Source organism: Citrobacter sp. RHB35-C21, from assembly GCF_013816515.1.
GTDB lineage: Bacteria > Pseudomonadota > Gammaproteobacteria > Enterobacterales > Enterobacteriaceae > Citrobacter > Citrobacter braakii.
The window spans coordinates 4476584-4499324 of record NZ_CP057147.1 but is presented as its reverse complement, the minus strand read 5'-3'; the positions used below and the strand labels follow the sequence as shown (position 1 = coordinate 4499324).

The following is a 22741-nucleotide window of genomic DNA, read 5'->3' as shown; positions in this document are numbered from 1 at the left end:
ATAATATAGAGTAACCAAAATGTTCTTGAAAAACCTTATAAATCAAGGTAAAAACTCCTAAATGTGAATAGCTTTTAGGTGTTCTTATGGATAGTAATGAACTTAGTCAACTTATAAAGTTACAAATTGCTAATAAACCTCCTGAAGAAGAAATTGCACGGGGTTTTTTCACTAATAATTATACCAGCCAAAATGAACACTACAGAATAACATTTGGCTGGGATATTTTTACTGCTTATTCTTGTGATATAAAATGGAAAGCTTTCAGATTACAGTTAGCAGCATACTTGGATACTCTTTCTGAAAATGAAAGAGCGGAAGAGGAAAAAAAGATTCAAGGTGAAGATGATCATTGGGAATGGTTTAATAAATCACTGTTACTAAAAAGTGATGAATACAAATGGTTTTTTTTAAGAGTTGATGATGAGATACAGGCTGCCTGCTTAATATATCATCCTAAGCAATCTGTGCTTTCAACTCAAAAACTTTTTTATGTTGAATTTATAGCTGTTGCCCCTTGGAATCGATATCATCCATTGGGTGATAAAAAATATTTAGGAGTAGGCACTGTTTTTTTAAAAGAAATAATGAGGCATTGTAAGGATGTTTTAAAATTTCAACCGGGAATGTGCTTACACTCTTTGCCACAAGCGCAAAGTTTTTATGAACATAAACTTAAAATGATCCACTACGATCAGGCAGATAAAGATGGCTTATGGTACTATGAAATGCATGAGGATAAATATCTTGACTTTGTGAGGGCTATATGATGGTTAATGATGATGAGCTTTTTTTAGGCCGTTATAGTTCAAGCAATTTCAGTGGTTTTTATTTAGAATATAAAGAGTTTATTAATAGACTGAATGCGGCCCCAGCAAATGTCAGAAAGCAGTTTATGCATGATGATAATACTTATGATTATAATAAGCTAGCGGTGCTTTTCAATAGTTACAAGGATAAAAATAGTCAGATTTTATTTAGGAAGTCAGATAAAGCTAAAGACTTTATCATTGATCTTTGGCTATGCAAAGTAAGGAATAAAGTTCGTGTTCTTGAGATGCTTTCGCTACCGTCTTATAAAAAAGTAGATGAAGCACTGGTTTCTGAAATATTGAAGATTAGTTCAGAGAAAAATGGTCATATTAAGATTTCAGCTGCATTAATTGAATTAGGGATAGTTGTCGTTTTTGAAGAGTCCTTTCCTGGGCTCAATCTTGATGGAGCAGTATACACAAATGCGCAAGGTAATCCTATTATTGCTTTAAGTCTGCGCTATAATAGAATTGACAACTTTTGGTTTACTTTAGCGCATGAGTTAGCCCATATCATTCTTCATTATGACAACTTAAATGAAGTAATAATTGACGATGTAGATGAATCTATTGCACATACACAAGGAAAGGAATTCGAAGCGAATAAATTAGCTGGGGATCTGTTAATACCTAGGAGAGTTTGGCGAAGCTGTCCGGTAAAACATTCAAATTCAACATTTGAGGTTGAGCAATTTGCGAATGAAGTAAATATCCACCCAGCAATAATAGCAGGAAGGATTAGAAGAGAAAGGGCTAACTATAAACTATTTACGGATATAATCTACAAAGAAGATTTAAGAAAGGATTTGTTTTTATGAATAATTATATTCCATTTTTGAAACTTAAAGGTAGTGAGATCAGTGCATTAAAGCATTTGCATTCTACACATCCACTAATTAACCCTTATCCATTTTTTGATTTTCCCAGAAAAAAGCTAAAGAAATCAAGGCGTGAACCTGATGCCGCTATTAAAAATAAAGAAGAGTTGTTTGCTGGTGATTTGATTCGGTTGCACAGGAAGTTCGAGATTAATTTAAGGTTCTTAAATCATTTTTATATGGATAATTATGATGTTGAGGATACCATAAAGTACAATGGAAAATATAATTATGTTGGTATAATTGATACTTTTGGTCCTCTTGGAATGGTCTCGGTAATAGGTTTAGATAGACATCCTGAGCATCTGAGATCTATCAAAAATGGCCTGGCTAATGGTTCCCTTATTGTAAGTAGGGTTGCCGTAAGATTAACTCAAGAAGATTTTGAGTCTTATGCATTATGTCGAATTTCATTAATAAATTTATTGAGAGAATTGCATTCTCTATTTGATGATGTTGATGTTGTTTTCGATTGTAGGGTATGCAAAGAGAATTCAGCAAGCAACTTACATTCGCAAATATTGTCTTTTTTAATTTCTCTGAGAAATGATGGGTTCGTCTTTTCAAAAACTATCATAACTGGTTCGACTATTCCCGCATCAATATCTGAAATAATTCAAACAAGGGATGAAAAAGAGGTAGTCAGAGAAGAAATTATAATTTATGAAAATGTTTTATTAAAGTCTGCGGAGGTAGACGCCACTGTCTATTTAGGGGATTATACTTGCGTTAGTCCTGAGTATTCAGATGTCGAATTATTTGATGAAGACATGGATAATGTCACAACAGCAAAATTAATTTATCCGTTCGATAATAAAATTCTTTTAATTCGCGGTGGAAAGTTCAAAACCGATAGAGGGCAATTAGGTAAGTTGGCGAAAAAACTCATCGCCAAAACGACGATTTATAGAGGTAAGCTTTATTCTACTGGTGACGGTTACTTACATGACAAGGCTAATAATGTAGGGAAACCAGCAACCGCATCAACTATAGTCCCTCATTTAGTAAATCTACATCTGGTTTATATGTTTAATAAATGAGCTCTTTCTTTTTTCTAATAAGGAACTGATCTTTTCATTCAGTTCCTTTTTGTTAATTTTTAGGGATATTTCTCTAGATATGTTAGTTCTATTCATTTCCGATTTTTTTAAATGTAGTCCATAATCACTCATAAGAGACACCATTTCTTCTTTCCATAACGTTTGTAAGGCAGATTTTTTTGAAATGTTAATGTTCTCAGTCGCTTTTCTAATATATCTCATTTTAACTCGGCCATTATGATAGAAAGCAACAATTATACCCCAGAATGAAGGTGTAATATTCAAGGCTCGTATTAAATGTTTTTCTGTAGTAACTAAAGTTATTTTAGGGAATGTTTGATTGTAAAAAAAACCTTGTGACTGAAGTCGTTCGACTTTATCGCCATCGCCTTTAATCTCATAACAATGAAGTTGTTTATATACAGCTACAACATCTGCAATAGCATTTCCATTATCTATAGGCAATTCATGAATGATTCGTGCGGGTTTTTGTTTTCTAGATAATAACATTTCCACTAAACCATATCTTATTTCTTTATCATTCAAAGTCATAGAAACACCGTGCTTAATTTTCAACGCAAGTATATTTGTTAAACATAATTGACCTTATAAATGAATAATCTAGTCTGTCAATCAGTTGAACATGGCTCTTGTTAAAAGTATAACAGGGACTTCAAAACTAATAAATCTTTTGGTAATGAAAGTAAATCACAGCCCAGACAATCATAATAGAAATAAGCTTTCGTATGTATCTTTATGATAAATAATGTTTTTGTATGCTCATTTGACGATATACATCAATACGGAACATCATATGTTGCAGTAGCTCTTGATCTCAAATTTTGGCTTCTCCGCGCGCAGCCCCGCCCGCCTGCCCGCTTCGCTTAACAGAATGGTTTTCATTCACCCCGTAAATCGTCTCAGGAGCCGCCACACAAGGGCTTTCGCGTCAAAAACGGCGCATGAGACTCATGCGTTTTCATGCACCATAGACATGCACTCATGCGCTCTCAGGCCAGCCAGGAAAAAGGCGTAAAAAATCCCGGTACAGGACCGGGATTATGGCTGGGCGTTTTATGTTGATCAGACAGGGATTTGCTGACGGCTTGACAGTTTTGATGCAGAGCCATAGCGATTGAGCGTTTTCTTTTGCTTTTCAGGCTCTTCCGGTTCATCTGATTGCTGTTCATTGCGCCGGGGTTTCATAATTATCGTATCCACACTTTCCAGTGCGGTAAATGTGCAGGAACATTCAAGATTCTGGCACTGATACCATGAGCGTTTAACCGATGGTGCTTCATAGGCGGAGGTTCTGGCGTGTGCCGTAGTGCCGCATTCGGGACATTTAAGTGCCATCAGATACCCTCCGCGGCTCGGTTACGTTTTTGCAGTTCTTCACGTTCCTGCCGGATCTTCATTTTATGAAGGGCCGCCGGAGAGGGAAGTTTGCGGAAATCAGCAAGGGCAGCATAATCCGGCGCAACACCTGCCAGTTTAAACACCGGGTCCTGTTTCGGCATCGCAGCGTTAGTAAGAGCCGGTTTGGTGATATGTTTGTGAATAAAGTCTTTCAGTACTGTGTCCGGGTCATTAACTGAATTCACCACACCCACAACGGCACTGGCTTCCCGCCCCATTGTGGTTTTGAGCAGGCTCAGTGTCTGAATTAACGCCTTACCATGCGACTGCATGAAGTCTTCCCAGATTTGCTTTGCGCGAATTTCCACAAGGGTGTTATGTGCGCAGATATACTGCCCGGCTAATTTCCCGGCCTCCTGCGGTAATAAGGCATTTTCGCTTTCCTGAGCTGCCAGCAGTTCATCAAAATCCTCAAGCGTTTCTCGTCCCAGCGCAATTTCCGTGCGCAGTTTTTTCATTTCCTTTGAGACTACTGTAAATAGACCCGTTTTAGTTCCATGCATTTTTTGAGATCCCGGCCAAATAATGGTGCTGTCGGTATTCCTCCGGTGTCATATTGTTCAGTGATTCATGCGGGCGTTCACAGTTATATTCTGACAACCATTTCTCCGTAATTTCCCGCACTTCACTCAGCGTTCTGAACAGATAAAAATCGAGTATTTCTGTACGGTATGTCCGGTTAAAGCGCTCAATAAAAGCGTTCTGCGTCGGCTTACCCGGCTGAATAAATTCCAGTTTTACTGCATGTTGCTCTGCCCATTCAGCCAGTGCCAGAGAGATAAATTCCGGACCATTATCCATGCGTAGCATGACCGGATAGCCGCGATTTGCCGCAATCCTGTCGAGTACACGGACCACGCGCAAAGCTGGCAGATTCAGATCGATTTCAATCGACAATGCCTCACGGTTAAAGTCATCAACGACATTGAACGTGCGAAAACGACGGCCACAGACCAGAGCATCATGCATAAAATCGACAGACCAGCTCTGGTTCAGCGCTTCCGGTGTGGCCAGTGGCGAGGGATTACGCACCGGCAACCGTTGTTTGCCTTTACGGCGAAAATTCAGCTTCAGCAGACAATAAATACGATGGATCCTTTTGTGATTCCACGGGTATCCCTGCCGCCGCAGAACCTGGAAAAGTTTTGGAAAACCGTATCGTGGGTATCGCTCTGCCACTGCCTGCAACGCGACAATAACAGGTTCGTCACGCGTGGTATCCGGACGGTAATGGTAAACCGTTCTGCTCAGGTTCAGACTCCGGCAGGCCTGACGGATACTGAGTCCAAATGTCGTTATCAGATGAGTGACCAGCTCACGCTTAAAGGCTGGTTTTAAAGCTTTTTTTCGATAACGTCTTTCAGCGCCCGGTTCTCAAGGCTCAGGTCGGCAAACATCTGTTTGAGACGTCGGTTCTCGTCCTCAAGATCCTTGATCTTTTTAATATCAGAAGCCTCCATGCCGCCGTATCTGGACTTCCAGTTGTAGTAGGTGGCTTCAGAGATACCGGTCTCCCGGCAGACATCTTTAACAGTTCGTCCGGCTTCAACCGACTTAATCACAGCGATGATCTGATGCTCAGTAAAACGGGCTTTACGCATAGCGATCTCCTTCGTTGGCAGATTGATTATGCCGGATGATCTCTAAATGTGAATGGCACGATTATGCGGGATGTTTACAGTAGGCTAAATCATCAAACTTTGCAGTGTCAGCGGCGTATTCCCAATGGCCTTCTGTCAGCGCAATCAACATGACTGGTGGTGTTAAGTTGCCTTCAACCAGGCCTTGAATGAGACCAGCCTTGGCGAATTCATGCTCGGGCAATTCGACCAATGGCTGAGTAAACTCGGAGTGCTGTTTGACCAGTTTATTGAACAGTGCTTCTAGCTGCTGTTGCGGGTCTTGTTTTTTTGCTTTTGCTTCTTTTGCCATGATGTTTTCTAAAATCCTTTAATACCGCCAATAGTTACTACAAGTGCCGGTTAATTGATCAATACCAGCAAGGGGCCTTTAATCTCTAACTGCGCATGCTTCCGAGCCAGTTTGTGTATCTGCTGTTCACTGGTCGTAATACCTGCTGGGAGCTTTTTCAGTACTTGTGCCAGGGGCATGCGCCCACCAGCTTGTTGTAACAATGATACCAAATGTGCCGCAACATCAGGTGTAACCTGGTACGTTGCTGTTGTGGACTCTTTTAGATGATTACTTTGAGGCAATGAGGCAAGCCATAGCGAAACTTGAGACTGGCTAAAGCCAAGGGTTTGCCAGAGAGTTTGGTTCTCATTAAATACAACGTCAGCGCTTCTGGGCGCTGCTGTTTGCTGAGTAATTAGTTGTTCCAGGCTTTGTCGCTGGTATTCATGGGTCATCTCATGCCTCCACTATAGGATACTGAAGCAGCCATCCGATCTGGGTTGGGTCTCATTGTACAGGACTCGTCACTCGGCCACATCATCCTCTCACCGCGTTTTGCCATTATCCGGTATGGCACAACCCATAATTTTAAAGTCTCTGAAAAAGCAAAGTGCTGGCGTATCGGTTGGCTAAAGTCATCATGCGCAGGGTAAATCAGATACATTTCGCCGCGGCCATCAAGATATTTTTGGCCGTAGGCAAACATTTGATAAAAGTCGGATTGCGCAAGTCCATATAGTGATTTTTTTTGCTCGTTGCTGTTCACCAGCTTCCATTTTGTATCTATCACCATTTTGGTTTGAACCGGTTGACGTGATTGAATCAGCAGGTCTGGGCGAAGTTTAAAGCAGTCATAAGCCCCATGTTTTACTAAGGAATAAGTGGCGGCTTGCGATTTAACTTTGAAGTGAGGAGGGAGTTCGTCGGAAAAGGTTTGTGCAACGAAGGATTCAAACACTGCTTCCATAGGGAACAAGAGGGATATCGCTTTGGTATTTCCCTGCAAGGCACTCGGGCTCATTCCTCTCAAGATCAATTGCGCCCACGCCATTGGCTCGTTGTAATGAGCCATACCGCGCTCAAGGCGTAAGCTGTTTATATCACTTTCTATATCCCGGCTAAGTGGAATCCCGTCAAACGCAAAGCGCAGTTCGTAAAGCCAGCGTTGATTCTCTGATGACAGCTGCAGACTAAGTAACTTATCCAGTGCGGAGTGTAAGATCCGATTGGCAGCACAATCAGGCATATACTCATCATAATCGACACAAAACTTATGGCGATTTACCGCGTTATATCGCAGCTGTGCAGAAAGCATCAGCTTGCCCTTCATAAAAGCCAGATTACCGTGCTCGCTCACATAGTCGGAGCGTAAACCTTGTCTAAGCAATTGGCTGACGCTAAGCAAAAACTGACTGATAAAAATCTCAAGCAAAGGCATGCGCTGAGCCTGCAGAGTTGCCTGTTGGGTTTGAATATGTCGAAACCCAGGCAGATGGCTTAGCATCGTCAGCAATGTTTCACGAGCATTAGCTGCTGTGAGGTTTTTACCAACCTTGGGCAGTATCTCAAGCTGGAAACCGTGAGGTGTTGAAAGCATCCCCGCGTAGTTTTGCACTTGAAGCAATTTGAAGCCTGAGCGAGAGGTGAGTTTGAGAAACTGGCTCCCTTGAATACTTGTTAGGCTAAGTGCTTCTAAATAATTGAAGACCTGTTGAGGTACCAGCTTTGCGCCAACTGAAGCCGCTTTTCCACTCCCTAGCAGGTCATATTCAAAAACAGATAGCACTTCACCCATGGTTTACAGCCTGCTCATCAAGGACGGCTTGCTGCGGCTGATAAATAGCGCGGTAAGCCTGTGGCATATTCCAGATCTCTTGCTCAAATGCTTCTAGCTCGTAAGCTGTAGATTGTTGATCGTGACGTCGTAAAGCATGATTGTTACCAAAAAGCGTATCCAAATCATCGGTTTTCTCAATTACGAATTGCAGGTTGTCGTCTTGCTTTTGATTGTCTGCCAGCACCAACCGGATCTTGTTCCAGTCATCGAAAAAGTATTCCTGTAAAAGCGGAATGATCTTTTTCTGGAATGCGATCTTCAATTGTTTAAACGCAGCTTCTTCATCACCGGCATCGAGTGCATTTTTTACCGGCATAAAGAACGCATGCCCCAGTGTATGTTCGCGATCGTAAAGTGCTTCGATGCGGCTGTTGAGTTTCTCTAACAACGACTCGAGCTCTATGCCTTTCACCTTAGCTCCACTCAGTAAAGAGAGATCTGGCATCATTTCGACAAAGTCAAAGCGACGGCGCAAAGCCGTGTCCATCAGAGCTAAAGAACGGTCCGCTGTATTCATGGCTCCGATGATGTCGACATTGGCGGGTACGCTGAAGTGATCACCGCTATAAGACAGCTGCAGGCTCATTGCATTGGACATACCGGCACGCTTGTCTACTTCAATGAGTGAGATCAATTCGCCAAAAATCTTGGAGATATTGCCGCGATTGATTTCGTCGATGAAAATGGCGTAGCGATGGGCTGGATCGGCATTGGCACGCTGACACAGCCGCATAAAGATACCCGGCTCAATAGGGTAAGAGATGTTGCCACTTTCGTCAGAGCGAGCGCGGATACCCTCAATAAATTCTTCGTAGCCGTATGATTGGTGGAACGTAACCACCGAAAATCGTTGAATGGCTTCGGCAGATGTTGGACCACGTTTAAGTTCGGCGTAGAGCTCTACCAAATCCTCCACTTGCTCAAGCTGTGAATCAACTAGAAACCATTCGCTGTTATCTGTTTTGTTAAATACGGCAGGCTCACGCCGATTCTTATAATCAACAGTTAACGATTCGGGAATTGTATACGATTGCAAAGCCGCCCAGGCAGTATTCGATAGGTTGCCATTACGACCGTTTAATAATGCTTTACGTTGAAACCACATATGTTCAATAAGTTGGCGAACTTTGGCTCGTTTCCCAAGATCGAGCAGCACCAGCGTTATAACCTGCATCCAGTTCAACGATTCAAGGCGAGAATCCAGCCAGGCATCACGATCAGCAGGAACTGCATGAGAAGTGTACTCTTTCATTTTTTGCTGCAACGTGAAGGTCTTGCCAGTGCCTGGGGGGCCAAAGAAGATCACGTTAGTTGGTGAATGTGGAATGGTCTTGTTCTCGATGGGCTCACTGCTGGTTATGGATGCCGTGCTAGCTACTTTCTCCTGCTTTTGTTCATTATCGCGTTCACGGAGCAATTCATAGAGATGCCAGATGGCCATATTCACGTAATAAGGATCTTTGTTAGGAGATTGGGCGTGTATGGCTTGTTTCAATTCATAGTTTTTCTGTAACCAATTTCCGGTCAGTACCAAACCGAGATGGAAGTGTTGATTTAGGAATTCTGCTGCTTTATTGAAAGCATTCTCATCCACAGTACTGGTGTAGTTTTCTGGCGAGAACGCGGCAAAGACACGATTTCTTAAACTCCAATACATGCGCTTAAGCTCTCCGGTCTCTTTGGCCTGCTGCAGCGCACTGCCTACATATTGGTAGGTAGCTTCATTCGGTTGCTGACGAACACGTTCAGTGAGTTCTCTAAGCAATGGGAGGCTTTGCTGATATTCTGCTAATGATGGAACGCCCTGACGAATACTGGCAATACCGTTATCGCGTTCATACCAGAGCCTCTTAACTAAATCATCCGTTTCAGGCTCAGCAAAAGTTGAGGTTTGTTGTAGCAAAGTCGTAAATTCACGGTATCGCTGATCCCACTTAGAAGCTGCGTAATTTTTATCTTTCGCCAAGGTTTCAATCAATTCACTGATCGTCAGCTTGCCTGCTTCAATACTATCAACAAGATCCATCGTAATTTTTCCTTTGATGCCACATTTCTTACAAGGTAGCCAATGAGCTGTTTTATGATCTATCTTACCAAGCATGAGTTTGCAGCCAAGTGCCATGAGTAAGATTTTCAATGGAAAGTACAGTTTTGACATGTCATTGAATTGATTGCTCTCAAACGAGTTTTTGGCATCTTCACTTTAAGTCGCGATTATCAAGTTACTTTGTTGTGCTGAAGCGCTGTTGTTATCAATAGAGTATGAGCTGTGCGGATACTAATGCAGGGCATGCTCCCTTCTTGGGTCAGCAAGGTGCGATGATTTTGAGTTGGAAGAGGAAAGTATGGGGAGTTGTGTTCGCACCTAAGAAAAGGCCTGAACAATTTAGTCAGAAAGCGTGAAATTACGCTGTGCGCAGGTGTCGTGTAGCAACGCACAACTTATCAGAATAGCTTGCCCAGCAGCTTAATAAAGAAAAACACATCGCTAAAACTACTGATACCTCTAACTAAACTGGCGAACGAGATGTGCACTTTGGGTGATGCTGCCAACTTACTGATTTAGTGTATGATGGTGTTTTTGAGGTGCTCCAGTGGCTTCTGTTTCTATCAGCTGTCCCTCCTGTTCAGCTACTGACGGGGTGGTGCGTAACGGCAAAAGCACCGCCGGACATCAGCGCTATCTCTGCTCTCACTGCCGTAAAACATGGCAACTGCAGTTCACTTACACCGCTTCTCAACCCGGTACGCACCAGAAAATCATTGATATGGCCATGAATGGCGTTGGATGCCGGGCAACCGCCCGCATTATGGGCGTTGGCCTCAACACGATTTTCCGCCATTTAAAAAACTCAGGCCGCAGTCGGTAACCTCGCGCATACAGCCGGGCAGTGACGTCATCGTCTGCGCGGAAATGGACGAACAGTGGGGATACGTCGGGGCTAAATCGCGCCAGCGCTGGCTGTTTTACGCGTATGACAGGCTCCGGAAGACGGTTGTGGCGCACGTATTCGGTGAACGCACTCTGGCCACACTGGAGCGTCTTCTGAGCCTGCTGTCGGCCTTTGAGGTCGTGGTATGGATGACGGATGGCTGGCCGCTGTATGAATCCCGCCTGAAGGGAAAGCTGCACGTTATCAGCAAGCGTTACACTCAGCGCATTGAGCGACATAACCTGAATCTGAGACAACATCTGGCAAGGCTGGGACGGAAGTCACTGTCGTTCTCAAAATCGGTGGAGCTGCATGACAAGGTCATCGGGCATTATCTGAACATAAAACACTATCATTAAGTTGGAGTCATTACCTGCACTTTGAAGCAAGTTTTTACTCCAGATTTATCTCCGACGCGATTGCGATATAATCCCAAAAAGTGACGAGCCTCTACCAGAGCATGTCTGTACAAAAAGAACTTTATTTTTTTGTTTTGCTTATCATCCGCTAACTGGATGATATCCGCGATCACTTCAACATAGCTCATTGCCCGAACATCGTAGTAATCCGGCCGATGCGTGATAGAGGCCTTATTGTTGATATAGATATAGTCCTTAACATCCAACGCGCAGAACCGGCCATTGCTCGCAGCAAGATGAACCGTCCAAAGAATGTCTTTATGGCTCCTGCCGGGCTGGAAGTGCAGTGAATGTTGTCTGATATAGGCTGACTTAACCATCTGCAACCAGAGGTAATGTGTCGCAGCCATAGTGCGAATGTGCACAGGCAAAAATTCTGTTTCGGAATGCAGTGCGCAAAATAATACCTGCTACGAAGACTATCGCAAACGATACAGGACAAAGAAATGCTCAGTCTCAGGAGGTCAATGCAATATTATCAACGGCTCAGAAGTGTTTAGATTATCTGTGGTGATTCACACTTTTACTGTTGGTGAATAAGCTAACCGAGATGGGCGATGAAGGGTTATGGAGCGTAGGTGCGTTTAACGGGTTCTGCGCTACGAGAGAAGATTAATTCTACCCAGCATTAATGCACAGGCAGTACTGCACAAAGTCTTTACCGCGCTCGGCATCACCATAGTGCAAAGCGCGGAAAAGAAATAAATCAGCCCTCTGGTTTTGCGAGATAGATAAGCGTGTCGACTCGCGCGGGAGAGAGCGGTTCGCGAGGCTGCGGCAGCGGCCAGCCGTACAGCCAGCGGGCGCTGGTGGCGCAGACTTTTCCCTGACAGGCCCCCATTCCACAGCGTGAGGCAAGCTTTGCCGCCTGCCAGCTTTCGGCGTTTTGCACCTCGCCACAACGAATATCCTCACAACGGCAAAGCAGCGTATCCGCAGTGGTCGCGGCTTTTAGCGACTCCGGTAGCGCAAACGTCGTATGCAACGCATGGGCAAAACGCTGCCAGCGGGCGCGCGCGGAGATGGCGCTTTGGGCCTTTTGCGGACAATTTGCTGCGGCATAGCCGGCAATCTCTCCCTCGGCTAACGCCAGCTCGCTGCCGCCAAAGCCAGTGCATTCTCCTGCCGCATAGATATCCTGCACACTGGTGCGTTGCTCCGCATCGACCCAAATAGCCTGATTTTCTGTTTTGCAGCCAAAGATTGCGCCAGGTTCTATATTCGGTACCAGCCCATAGCCAATGGCCAGCCTGTCGCAAGCGATCTCCCGGGTTTGTCCCTGGTGGCGCACGGCCACTGACTGAAGACAGGGATCACCCTGCGCATGGATGACCTGGCTTGCCGGATGATAATGGGCTGGAAAGAGCTCGCCGAACTGACGCAATTTTTCAGGCCAGCGCCAGAGCCCGGTTGCGAAACGGGCCAGTGCGCTCATCGGTGCCTGTTCGATGATGGAGACGATATTCCCGCCAGCGCGTTTCACCGTACTGGCGACCGCCAGCAGAAGAGGACCGCTGCCTGCAATGACCACGCGTTCTCCCTTGAGCTGCAGGCCGTGTTTTATTTGCGCCTGCAGGCCTCCGGCCCCCGTCACATTGGGTAGTATCCAGCCGGGAAAAGGCAGCGAGAGTTCTCTGGCGCCGCAGCATAAAATCAGCCGCTGCCAGCGGATTTCGCCGCAATCGACTGCGGTTTCGAAGACTACGGAATGTGGGGTGGGGCGGGCAATTAGCCGGGCACCGTTCAGTAGCGTAATGTGGGGATGCTCCGCCACCGCCTGACGAAGCCGTCTGGCGTGTCGGGGGAGTGAGACCAGCGGCCCATCGCGCCAGATTTGCCCGCCGGGGCGCGGGTTGTCATCAAGGATTATCACCGATTTTCCACAGCGTGCGGCAGCCAGTGCCGCCGACAATCCGGCTGGCCCTGCGCCAAGGATCAGGATCTCACAGTCAACGCTTTGCATGATGGCTCCTTTCAATCACCATTTCGGTCTGGCATTCCGTCTGGCAGGCCAGCACCCGGTGTCCGTTCACCGTGACGCGGCACTCCTGGCAAACACCCATCCCGCAGAAGGGCGCGCGCAGTTGACCACTCACCGAACGGCGAGTCACGCCATTACCCACCAGGGCCAGTGCTGCGGCAATACTCATTCCGACGGGAACCTCACAGCTCTGGCCGTCTATAATTACGTTCAGGGTCGTCATGCGATGGCCTCCTGCTTATGCAGGCGTACGGGGAGCCAGGCGTCCGGGGACACCGCCGGGCGCTCGCCAAGGATCTGGGCGCAAAGTAACTCGGCGGTTGCTGGCGCGGTTGTGACGCCCAGCCCTTCATGCCCCAGCGCCAGCCAGATACCCGGACGCGCAGGATGTGGGCCAATCAGCGGGTTGCCGTCAGCCGATGCCGCCCGAAAACCGCTCCAGCAGCGGATGATATTAAGTGTCTCCAGAGAGGGTAAAAAATGGCGCGCCCGCGCCAGCATCTGTGCCAGCAGGGGGAGGTCAACCTCGCGGTCGGTGTTATCAAACTGGCGGGAGGAGCCAATCAGCAACTGTCCGGTGGGGCGTGGCTGAATGTTAAATGCCACTGAGGTGCCGCCTGCATGGGCGCTGGCACCGTATCCCAACTCTACCAGCTGGTGGCTGAGCAAGGGGCCGTAGCGGTCGGTGATCGCCAACTGACCTTTTTTGGGTCTGAGCCAGTTTTCGTCCAGCAGCGTGTTGGCACTCAGACCGCTGGCGATGACGATGGCGCGCGCACGCAGTCGTTTGCCGCTGTGTAGGGTGACGTAAGGGGCATCAACAGAGAGGGCGCTATCCCGAAGATGCGTTAAATCGGCATCGTTAATAAACCAGCGGGCGACGTTTGGGGCGTAAACTATCCCGTCGCCGGGGACCCACAGCCCGCCAGCGAGTCCGGCGGTGAGCAGCGGTTCGCGCGCGGCAAGCTGATTGCGGGTCTGCATTTCACTGACAACCTGGTATTGTGCCATCCGTTGTTTCTTTTCTTCTGCCAGCGCAAGCTCTTGCGGCGTTTCCGCCAGCCACAGCGTACCGCATCCGCGCCAGGCACAGCTTTCTGGCATCCGGGGCATCAGTTTGCGCCAGCACGCCAGAGACCAGGCGGAGAGTGCGAGCTCCGCTGGATCGTCATCCATGCACACCAGGTGACCCATACCCGCCGCCGTCGCGCCCGCATTGCCGTCATCGACCAGCGTGACTCGCTGCCCGCGAGCGGCCAGTTGCCAGGCGCAGGCGGCCCCGATAATCCCGGCACCGATGACGATGACGTCACTTTCGATCACAGTGAGATCCCCCAGCAGAATGCATCTTCAGGGGTGAGGATCAGTTTGTTATCACCACAGACCCATGCCTCCCCGCGGATCGTCGGGACGATCTTGTCGCCATGCGGCACAAAATGCGCCGTAAATTCGCTGCCGATGATGCTCGCCTGCCGCCAGGATTCTCCGGATTTGAGTTTTCCGTCCTCTGCCAGACAGGCCAGTTTGGCGCTGGTGCCGGTGCCGCAGGGCGATCGATCCCAGGCTTTACCTGGGCAGAGTACAAAGCTGCGGCTGTCCGCGCGATCATCTTCTGCAAACAGTTCGATATGATCGATAATGCCGTCATGCTCGCCACGGATGCCTGCACGATCTAATCCTTCACGGATTGCCCATGCGTACTCCGTCAATTCAGGGATATTTTCCGGCGAGACCGCGAACGGATGATCGTTGACGAGGAAAAACCAGTTGCCGCCCCAGGCGATATCACCCGTTACCGTACCGTGGACGGTTTCAACCTGTACCTGCTTACGCCAGCGGTAGGCTGGCACATTTTCGACCGAGACGCTGCCGTCTTCGTGCAGCGTGGCCGTCACATCGCCCACCGGCGTTTCAATCAGATGTTTACCGGGTTGAATGCGCCCAAGCCATGCCAGCGAGGCAATCAGCCCGATGGTGCCGTGACCGCACATGTTCAGAAAGCCGCAGTTGTTAAAGAAAATGACTCCCGCCGTGGCCTGTGGCGAAACCGGTTCACAGAGCAATGCACCGACCAGAACGTCGTTACCGCGTGGCTCAAGAATAATAGCTTTACGCCAGTCGTCGTAGTCGCGGGAAAAGCGCTCCCGACGCTCGTTCATGTTCCCCGTCCCCAGATCCGGAAAGCCGTCGATGACCAGGCGAGTGGGTTCACCGCCGGTGTGAGAATCAATCACTCTCAGTTCACTGTACTGCGCTGTCATAGGATCTCCGGGAAGTTAATATTTTGTTGCTAAATGCTGACGCAAGCCTTGCGTCCCGGCTTGATCGCTTTCGTCACCGCAAATGACGAAATCAGCATAATGGCCGCTGTCATCTTTAAGGCATTATCATATTTATTTGTTATTAATCATTTTGTTAGTGGTGTGGTAAACCAAAAAAGGCAACTGCGCCAGTGGCTGGAAAAGGGGAAATTATAAATCTACGGCAGGATCGCAAAACGCAGTAAGGATGCTTGCTGAGTTAACAAAAAGTTAATAAATATTCAGATCACTAATCGGGAGGAAGCGTGATGTCCTGTGTGATTAATGATGTGCGGGCCCCGTCGCCGGTGCCGGAAGTGGCTGAACTTAGCCAGATATGTGAGGGGTTGGCGCGTCAGCGTCCGGACAATATCCAGACATTGCTCCATGCGATGGCATTGATTGCGCCGCTGCTCAATGCCATTCCGAATGTGGTTTTTTTTATCAAAGATGTGCAGGCCCGCTATTTGATGGTCAATATGACCCTGGCACGTCGCTGCGGGTTTAAGACGGTGGTTTCTCTGCTGGGTAAAACCTCTGCCGATGTTTTCCCTTCAGCGCTTGGGCTGGGCTATACCGAGCAGGATATGCGGGTGCTGCGCGAAGGGGTAATGCTGCGCGATCAGCTGGAAATGCATCTCTACAACGGTCGTGAACGCGGCTGGTGTTTGACCCAGAAGCTGGCGCTGCGGGATGCGCAGGGCCAGGTCATCGGCATGGCGGGGATTTCACACGATCTGCAGGAAGCGCAGGCGCGTCATCCGGCGTGGCAGCGGCTGGCGATCGTCGACGATCATATCCGCAATCATTATCACCGTCCCATCGCGATGGAAGAGCTAACTGCCCTGAGCGGCATGTCGGTGGCGCAAATTGAACGCTACTGTAAGCGTATTTTTCATCTCACGCCGCGCCAGATGATCCACAAAGTTCGTCTGGAAAAAGCCACCGAACTACTGGCGGGCAATACGCCGATTACTGATATTGCGTTGCAGTGCGGTTATACCGATCACAGCGCGTTTAGCCGCCAGTTTAAGGCGATGACGGGCTCTACGCCGCGTGATTTTCGCATTACGCTTGCCGGGTAAGACACACTCACTGTGCTAATTTCGTCATCAAAGAGGAAGAAAACTACCAAGCAGTCGGTCGCCTGAAACGTCAATCTGTCAGTGAATATTCACCATTCATTCACTTTAAATTAACAAATTGACGACAAGGAACCGAATATGAGCAAGAAAGCCATTCACTGGAGCGGTGTATTCCCGGCAGTCAGCACCCAGTTTCGTAGCGATTATTCCCTGGATCTGGATGCCACCCACACGGTGATGAAAAACCTGGTCAAGGATGGTGTTTCTGGCCTGGTGGTGTGCGGCAGCGTGGGGGAGAACACCTCTCTGACCACGCAGGAAAAGCTGCAGATCATCGAGGTAGCGAAAGATGCTGCGGGCGGTCAGATCCCGGTCATTGCGGGGGTGGCTGAATTCACCACCGCGTTTGCACAGAAGATGGCGAAAGAGGCAGAGCGCGTGGGCGTCGACGGTATTATGGTGATGCCTGCGCTGGTGTATTCCTCAAAACCGCATGAAACAGCGGCCCACTTCCGCAGTGTGGCTACGGCTACCGACCTGCCTATCATGGTGTACAACAACCCGCCGATTTACAAAAACGACGTGACGCCGGACATCCTGGCGACGCTGGCCGACTGCGACAACATTGTTTGCTTCAAAGACTCCTCCGGCGATACCCGCCGTTTTATCGACTTGCGCAACTCCGTTGGCGACCGCTTTGTGCTATTCGCTGGGCTGGATGATGTGGTGGTCGAGAGCATTGCCGTTGGGGCGGAAGGCTGGATCTCCGGAATGTCGAACGCCTTCCCGCGTGAAGGGGAGACGTTGTTCCGCCTGGCGAAACAACAGCGTTATGAGGAAGCGATGGCGCTTTACCGCTGGTTTATGCCGTTGCTGCATCTGGATGCGCGCCCGGATCTGGTGCAGTGCATCAAGCTCTGTGAAGAATTGCTGGGGCGTGGAAGCGCCATTACCCGTCCACCGCGTCTGGCGCTGGAAGGGGATACCCGTGCGCAAGTGGTGGCGATTGTTGAGAAGGCGCTGGCGACCCGTCCACAGCTGCCGGATGTCGGCCTTTAAGTAAAGGAGTGATGATGACGCTACCTCTCTCTGTTTCGGGTCAGCAGTTTATCGCCGGACGCCGCGTGGCAAGCGGTGAGGTGACGCTGCCAAGCCTGCGTGCCGCTGACGGCAAGCTGACCGGATACCATTTTTACCCGGCCTCTCGTGAGGAGGCCGCCGCCGCGGCGGAGGCGGCTGACCAGGCGTTTCCTGTCTATTCACAGACTGCGCCGGACGTGCGTGCTCGCTTTCTCGACACCCTTGCCGACGAGTTGGATCTGCTCGGTGAGGATTTTTTCGCCATAGCCCACCAGGAAACGGCGCTGCCGCTGGCGCGGTTACAGGGAGAGCGTACTCGTACCAGTAATCAGCTGCGCATGTTTGCCGGGGTGCTACGTCGGGGGGATGCCTTTGGCGTTCGTATTGATACCGCACTCCCTGACCGCCAGCCGCTGCCGCGCCCGGACCTGCGCCAATATCTGACCGCGCTTGGCCCGGTGGCGGTGTTCGGGGCCAGCAATTTTCCTCTGGCCTTTTCTACGGCAGGGGGCGATACCGCATCCGCGCTGGCGGCGGGTTGTCCGGTGGTGGTGAAAGCCCATCCCGGGCATATGGCGACGGCGGAATTGACTGCCCAGGCGATGGTGCGTGCGGTCGCGGCATCTGGCTTGCCTGCGGGCGTTTTTAACATGATTTTCGGTACCGATATTGGCGCGGATCTGGTTCGCCATCCGGCGATTCAGGCGGTGGGTTTTACCGGCTCGCTGCGTGGCGGTAAGGCGCTCTGGCAGCTGGCGCAGCAGCGTCCGCAGCCGATCCCCGTCTTTGCGGAAATGTCGGCTATTAACCCGCTGATTATTCTGCCGCAGGCCGTCGCCACGCGGGCAGAAACGCTGGCTAACGAGCTGGTGTCCTCTTTCACCTTGGGATGTGGGCAGTTTTGTACCAAGCCGGGGCTGATCCTTGTCTTACGCGGCGAGGGTATGTCCCGCTTCACGCAGTCATTGAAGGACGCGGTTGACCAGGCACCGGCACAGATCATGCTGAATGCCCCTACGCTTGCCCATTATGAAGATGGTGTCAGCGCGCTTGAGGCACATCCGCATATTCAGCGTCTGGCAGGATCTGATGAATCGGTCATCGGCCGTGCGCAGGCCCGGTTGTATCAGGCTCCGGCTTCACTGCTGCTGGCACAGGATCCACTGCTGCAGCAGGAGGTGTTTGGCCCGCTGGCAGTGTTGGTCGAGGTGGCCGATGAGGCGGAGTTGCAATCCATTTTGCGCGTGATTCCGGGCCAGCTGACGGCAACCGTGCACGCCGAATCTGATGATGGGCCGCTGGCGCAGCGCCTGCTGCCAGCCCTCACTGAAAAAGCGGGACGTGTTTTGTTTAACGGTTATCCGACCGGCGTTGAGGTCTGTGATGCCATGGTGCACGGCGGTCCGTGGCCTGCCACCACCGATGCTCGCGGTACTTCGGTAGGGACGCAATCCATCGACCGTTTTTTACGCCCGGTATGCCTGCAAAATGTGCCTGCCGCGCTGCTTCCGCCTGCTGTCCAGGATGACAACCCTCTGAACCTGCTGCGCCTGATTAACGGGCAGTGGACCCGGGAAGCCATTTCCCCCTCTGTTGACTGAAGGGCATGACCATGACGATTCACTCTACGCACCAAACACAGGCCCGCGTTGCTGAGGTGGGTAAATTTAAAAAGCAGCTAACGCTAACCGACCTGACGTTTATTGGGCTTGGGGCTATCTTCGGTTCCGGCTGGCTGTTTGCCGCAAGCCATGTGGCATCGATTGCCGGACCTGCGGGCATTGCCTCGTGGGTCATTGGCGGGATTGCCGTTCTGCTGCTGGGGATTGTCTATTGTGAGCTGGGTGCGGCACTGCCTCGTGCCGGGGGGATTATCCGCTATCCGGTCTTTTCCCACGGTGAGTTGATGGGGTATCTGCTTGGATTTATTACACTGATTGCGTTTTCAAGCCTCATCTCCATAGAGATTGTTGCCGCGCGGCAGTATGCGGCAGCATGGTTCCCGATGCTGACTCAAACTGGCTCAAGCGACCCAACGCTGCTGGGATGGATAGTGCAGTTTTTGCTGCTGTGTTTGTTCTTCGGGCTGAATTACTACAGCGTAAAAACATTTGCCCGCTCCAATAACATCATCAGTATTCTGAAGTTTTTGGTGCCGTTGGCGGTCGTTGTGACGCTATTTACTTTTTTCAAACCTGAGAACCTGCACGTTCAGGGAATTGCACCCTTTGGTATGTCGGGCGTTGAGGCTGCGATTAGCGCCGGTGGGATCATCTTCGCCTACCTGGGGTTGACGCCAATTATTTCGGTGGCGAGTGAAGTAAAGAATCCACAGCGTACCATCCCGGTGGCGCTGATTTTATCCGTGGTGCTGTCGACGATTATTTACGTGCTGTTGCAGTTGGCATTTCTTGGCAGTATTCCGACCGATATGCTGGGTGGCGGCTGGGCGGAGATCAGCAAGCAATTTTCGCTGCCGTACCGAGATATCGCCATTACGCTCGGTATGGGCTGGCTGGCGTTTATGGTGGTGTGCGACGCGATTGTCTCCCCAAGTGGTACCGGCAATATCTACATGAACGCCACGCCGCGCGTGATTTATGGCTGGGCCAAAGCAGGTACCTTCTTTAAGACGTTTACCCACATCGATAAAGAGTCTGGCATTCCCCGTCCGGCGCTGTGGCTGACCTTTGCATTGTCTATCTTCTGGACATTGCCGTTCCCGTCATGGGAACAGCTGATAAGTGTGGTGTCGGCGGCGCTGGTATTGAGCTACGCCATTGCCCCGGTCACGGCGGCGGGGCTACGCCGTAATGCACCGGATTTGCCACGTCCATTCCGCGTGCGAGCCTTCGGGATTATCGGTCCGGTGTCGTTTGTGATTTCGGCGCTGATTGTATTCTGGTCTGGCTGGGGCACGCTGTCATGGCTGCTGGGGCTGCAGATTGTGATGTTTGTCGTCTATGTACTTTGCAAATCAAAAGTGCCGGTGCATACCGTGAGTCTGGCACAGCAGGTGAAGTCGTCTCTGTGGCTTATCGCCTTCTACGCACTGATTATGCTCTTCTCCTGGCTGGGCAGTTTTGGGGGCTCAGGGGTGATTGGTCATCCGTGGGATACGGTGGTGGTGGCGGCGATGTCGCTGGGAATTTACTACTGGGGCGAGCGAACCTGTCTGCCGCAGGCTAACTTTACCGGTGATGAAGAAGAGTAAAGGAGTCGGTCATGGAGATGGTAAACCTCTCGTTAACAGAGGCTTATGCGCTGGCATATAAGGTGCTGCGCGGGAATGGATTCAGTGAAGCGCATGCCGTGGTGGTCGCGACAAACGTGACCCACGGTGAGCGTGATGGCTGTGCCTCGCATGGTTTGTGGCGGTTGCTGGGGATTGTGGAGACGCGACGTAAAGGAAAGGTGTCACCTGACGCTGAGCCGGTTATCACCGATACCGCGCCGGCCATTGTGAAGGTGGATGCTGGTGGGGCATTTTCCCTGCTGGCATTCGAGCGCGCACTTCCACTGCTGATAGAAAAGGCGCGCCACAGCGGTATTGCAGCCCTGGCGATTAACCGCTGTGTGCACTTTTCGGCGCTGTTTGCCGACGTTGAGCCGCTCACCGAGGCGGGGCTGGTGGCGTTGGCGACGACGCCCAGCCATGCGTGGGTTGCTCCCGCAGGCGGGACGCAGCCGCTTTTTGGCACTAACCCGATAGCATTTGGCTGGCCGCGTGAAGAAAAAAAACCGTTTATCTTTGATATGGCCACCAGTGCGGCGGCACGGGGTGAGATCCAGCTCCATCAACGGGCAGGAAAAGCGGTGCCGGAAGGGTGGGGGATTGACGGTGACGGTCAGGCCACCACCGACGCGCAGGCGATCCTCGACGGTGCGATGTTGACGTTTGGCGGGCATAAAGGGTCGGCACTGGCGGCGATGGTGGAACTGCTTGCCGGACCGCTCATCGGCGATATGACCAGCGCGGAATCGCTGGCGTGGGATAAGGGGGCTGGCGGGTTGCCCTATGGTGGCGAGCTGATTCTGGCCCTGGACCCGGCCCGCTTTCTGGGACGGGAGGCTCCGCAGCATTTGGCTCGTGCCGAGAGACTCTTTGCCGATATGCAGCGGCAAGGGGCGCGTTTGCCAGGCGAGCGTCGCTATCATTCCCGTATGCGTACAACTCGTGACGGTGTAGAAATAGCCCATTCGCTGTTCAAGGATATATCCGCGTTAGTGAAATAATTATCGCGAGAACAGGAGGGATGATGTCCCTCCTGTTATACGTGTATTGAAACGCTTTTCTTTTCCATACCGAATTTTGCGCGTAATGTCACCCAACCGTGAGCAATGTACAGAGGAAGATCGCGTATGGTGACTGATAACGAGGTATTGTAATCGCTGCGTGCACACTAGTTCCTGTCAGTCTACCTGTATTCCCATTACTGGGAAGCGATTTGCATTGGTTAACCACAGATAGGCTGGGTTTGACATGATTAGTCCTTATCTATATTTATATGGGAAGGGAAAAAACATGATGAAAATCCAAATAAACGTTCCAATAATTTTTATGGGCCAAGGTTCAAGAAAAGCAAAACAAGCTAAAACCCCTGCGATCAGTAATGGTCCGGCTAATAGTTCAAGTATTCCACCCAACAGGCGTATCATTGTTGGTAAAAACCTATTGGCTATAAAGGCGATAACATAAGCACTTCCACCAGTGATAATAGCGGCAAGTAATTTATTTTGCCATGAATCGAACTCAAATAAATAAATTAAACATACAGTAACTACATAGCCACTAACAACTATATTTATTATCGGAATAGTAAACTTATTCATATCACTATGCCTCGGTAGTTTTATTTACATTATTGTTATGAATATTTTCCTTACCAGATATAGCACTCAATCACTACATTATGTCTGCCTGGTACATTACTACTAACGGCATGATATTTATTTTATCTGAAAATAGACTTTATGCGGTAGTCATCTTTATTCTTCGTGATTCCCCAGGAGTACGATAAGCAAGCAAATCATTGAGGGAAG

The 22741-nt window shown here is 49.5% G+C and carries 22 protein-coding genes and 2 pseudogenes; 10 read left to right on the top strand and 14 right to left on the bottom strand.

Annotation, left to right across the window (positions count from 1 at the left end):
* Nucleotides 1-86 precede the first annotated feature (86 nt).
* Genes HVZ39_RS21820 through HVZ39_RS21810 form a run of 3 tightly spaced genes read left to right on the top strand, consistent with a single transcriptional unit; the run spans nucleotide 87 to nucleotide 2730 of the window.
* The gene (locus tag HVZ39_RS21820; RefSeq protein WP_181632964.1) at nucleotides 87-770 is read left to right on the top strand and encodes an N-acetyltransferase; all 684 of its coding nucleotides are present in this window, start codon (nucleotides 87-89) and stop codon (nucleotides 768-770) included.
* Nucleotides 767-1630, top strand: coding sequence for an ImmA/IrrE family metallo-endopeptidase (locus tag HVZ39_RS21815; RefSeq protein WP_181632963.1), 864 nt, complete (start codon nucleotides 767-769; stop codon nucleotides 1628-1630). Before HVZ39_RS21820 ends, HVZ39_RS21815 begins: the two co-directional genes overlap by 4 nt.
* Nucleotides 1627-2730 (top strand): hypothetical protein, encoded by a 1104-nt coding sequence (locus tag HVZ39_RS21810; protein WP_181632962.1) that lies wholly within the window; start codon nucleotides 1627-1629, stop codon nucleotides 2728-2730. The genes HVZ39_RS21815 and HVZ39_RS21810 overlap by 4 nt, the downstream gene beginning before the upstream one ends.
* Here HVZ39_RS21810 and HVZ39_RS21805 read toward each other — a convergent pair.
* The 8 genes and pseudogenes from HVZ39_RS21805 to HVZ39_RS21770 all read right to left on the bottom strand — a co-directional run bounded on the left by HVZ39_RS21805 (nucleotide 2701) and on the right by HVZ39_RS21770 (nucleotide 9926).
* On the bottom strand, nucleotides 2701-3282 hold the full coding sequence (locus HVZ39_RS21805) for a sce7726 family protein (protein WP_181632961.1): 582 nt from the start codon (nucleotides 3280-3282) through the stop codon (nucleotides 2701-2703). The two genes, HVZ39_RS21810 and HVZ39_RS21805, sit on opposite strands and share 30 nt — an antisense overlap.
* 531 nt (nucleotides 3283-3813) lie before the next feature.
* Complete coding sequence (locus tag HVZ39_RS21800) at nucleotides 3814-4086, bottom strand: ogr/Delta-like zinc finger family protein (RefSeq protein ID WP_181632960.1); 273 nt, start codon at nucleotides 4084-4086, stop codon at nucleotides 3814-3816.
* Nucleotides 4086-4622, bottom strand: a pseudogene (locus HVZ39_RS21795) (septation initiation protein); the annotation flags it as partial. The gene HVZ39_RS21800 and the pseudogene HVZ39_RS21795, both read right to left, overlap by 1 nt.
* 16 nt (nucleotides 4623-4638) lie before the next feature.
* A protein-coding gene (locus HVZ39_RS21790; RefSeq protein WP_181632868.1) for an IS3 family transposase occupies nucleotides 4639-5750 on the bottom strand; the annotation gives its coding sequence in 2 pieces (ribosomal slippage) (nucleotides 4639-5489 and nucleotides 5489-5750; 1113 coding nt in all).
* Between the two features lie 79 nt (nucleotides 5751-5829).
* A pseudogene (locus HVZ39_RS21785) lies at nucleotides 5830-6081 on the bottom strand (SAM-dependent methyltransferase); the annotation flags it as partial.
* 50 nt (nucleotides 6082-6131) lie between these two features.
* Nucleotides 6132-6518 carry a hypothetical protein gene (locus HVZ39_RS21780; RefSeq protein WP_181632959.1) on the bottom strand — a complete coding sequence of 129 codons (387 nt, stop codon included), beginning with the start codon at nucleotides 6516-6518 and terminating at the stop codon, nucleotides 6132-6134.
* Nucleotides 6515-7858 (bottom strand): McrC family protein, encoded by a 1344-nt coding sequence (locus HVZ39_RS21775; RefSeq protein ID WP_181632958.1) that lies wholly within the window; start codon nucleotides 7856-7858, stop codon nucleotides 6515-6517. Before HVZ39_RS21775 ends, HVZ39_RS21780 begins: the two co-directional genes overlap by 4 nt.
* Nucleotides 7851-9926: an AAA family ATPase gene (locus HVZ39_RS21770; protein ID WP_181632957.1), complete on the bottom strand. Its 2076-nt coding sequence runs from the start codon at nucleotides 9924-9926 to the stop codon at nucleotides 7851-7853. Before HVZ39_RS21770 ends, HVZ39_RS21775 begins: the two co-directional genes overlap by 8 nt.
* Nucleotides 9927-10494: 568 nt before the next feature.
* Here HVZ39_RS21770 and HVZ39_RS21765 point away from each other — a divergent pair.
* A protein-coding gene (locus HVZ39_RS21765; protein WP_223335778.1) for an IS1 family transposase occupies nucleotides 10495-11192 on the top strand; the annotation gives its coding sequence in 2 pieces (ribosomal slippage) (nucleotides 10495-10744 and nucleotides 10744-11192; 699 coding nt in all).
* On the opposite strand, the gene HVZ39_RS21760 is transcribed toward HVZ39_RS21765, so the two are convergent.
* From HVZ39_RS21760 to HVZ39_RS21740, 5 genes are all read right to left on the bottom strand, one after another.
* Entirely contained in the window at nucleotides 11189-11602 is a 414-nt protein-coding gene (locus HVZ39_RS21760; protein WP_249419264.1) for a hypothetical protein, read from the bottom strand. The two genes, HVZ39_RS21765 and HVZ39_RS21760, sit on opposite strands and share 4 nt — an antisense overlap.
* 356 nt (nucleotides 11603-11958) lie before the next feature.
* On the bottom strand, nucleotides 11959-13215 hold the full coding sequence (locus HVZ39_RS21755; protein WP_181632956.1) for an FAD/NAD(P)-binding oxidoreductase: 1257 nt from the start codon (nucleotides 13213-13215) through the stop codon (nucleotides 11959-11961).
* Entirely contained in the window at nucleotides 13202-13456 is a 255-nt protein-coding gene (locus tag HVZ39_RS21750) for a (2Fe-2S)-binding protein (protein WP_181632955.1), read from the bottom strand. Before HVZ39_RS21750 ends, HVZ39_RS21755 begins: the two co-directional genes overlap by 14 nt.
* Nucleotides 13453-14556, bottom strand: coding sequence for an FAD-dependent oxidoreductase (locus HVZ39_RS21745; protein ID WP_181632954.1), 1104 nt, complete (start codon nucleotides 14554-14556; stop codon nucleotides 13453-13455). The genes HVZ39_RS21750 and HVZ39_RS21745 overlap by 4 nt, the downstream gene beginning before the upstream one ends.
* Nucleotides 14553-15494 (bottom strand): 4-hydroxyproline epimerase, encoded by a 942-nt coding sequence (locus HVZ39_RS21740; protein WP_181632953.1) that lies wholly within the window; start codon nucleotides 15492-15494, stop codon nucleotides 14553-14555. Before HVZ39_RS21740 ends, HVZ39_RS21745 begins: the two co-directional genes overlap by 4 nt.
* A 33-nt stretch (nucleotides 15495-15527) precedes the next feature.
* On the opposite strand from HVZ39_RS21740, the gene HVZ39_RS26470 reads away from it, so the two are divergent.
* From HVZ39_RS26470 to HVZ39_RS21715, 6 genes are all read left to right on the top strand, one after another.
* The gene (locus HVZ39_RS26470) at nucleotides 15528-15710 is read left to right on the top strand and encodes a hypothetical protein (protein WP_220137862.1); all 183 of its coding nucleotides are present in this window, start codon (nucleotides 15528-15530) and stop codon (nucleotides 15708-15710) included.
* 92 nt (nucleotides 15711-15802) lie between these two features.
* Nucleotides 15803-16618, top strand: a complete 816-nt coding sequence (locus HVZ39_RS21735; protein ID WP_181632952.1) for an AraC family transcriptional regulator — start codon at nucleotides 15803-15805, stop codon at nucleotides 16616-16618.
* A 138-nt stretch (nucleotides 16619-16756) separates the two neighbouring features.
* Nucleotides 16757-17677, top strand: a complete 921-nt coding sequence (locus tag HVZ39_RS21730) for a dihydrodipicolinate synthase family protein (RefSeq protein WP_003830108.1) — start codon at nucleotides 16757-16759, stop codon at nucleotides 17675-17677.
* 14 nt (nucleotides 17678-17691) lie between these two features.
* A complete protein-coding gene (locus HVZ39_RS21725) occupies nucleotides 17692-19299 on the top strand; it encodes an aldehyde dehydrogenase (NADP(+)) (RefSeq protein WP_181633717.1) in 1608 nt (535 codons plus the stop codon).
* Nucleotides 19300-19310: 11 nt separating this feature from the next.
* Nucleotides 19311-20912 (top strand): APC family permease, encoded by a 1602-nt coding sequence (locus HVZ39_RS21720; RefSeq protein WP_109017762.1) that lies wholly within the window; start codon nucleotides 19311-19313, stop codon nucleotides 20910-20912.
* A gap of 11 nt (nucleotides 20913-20923) precedes the next feature.
* Complete coding sequence (locus HVZ39_RS21715) at nucleotides 20924-21934, top strand: Ldh family oxidoreductase (protein WP_181632951.1); 1011 nt, start codon at nucleotides 20924-20926, stop codon at nucleotides 21932-21934.
* A gap of 258 nt (nucleotides 21935-22192) precedes the next feature.
* Here HVZ39_RS21715 and HVZ39_RS21710 read toward each other — a convergent pair whose 3' ends face one another.
* Complete coding sequence (locus tag HVZ39_RS21710; RefSeq protein WP_249419263.1) at nucleotides 22193-22531, bottom strand: hypothetical protein; 339 nt, start codon at nucleotides 22529-22531, stop codon at nucleotides 22193-22195.
* Between the last annotated feature and the right edge of the window lie 210 nt (nucleotides 22532-22741).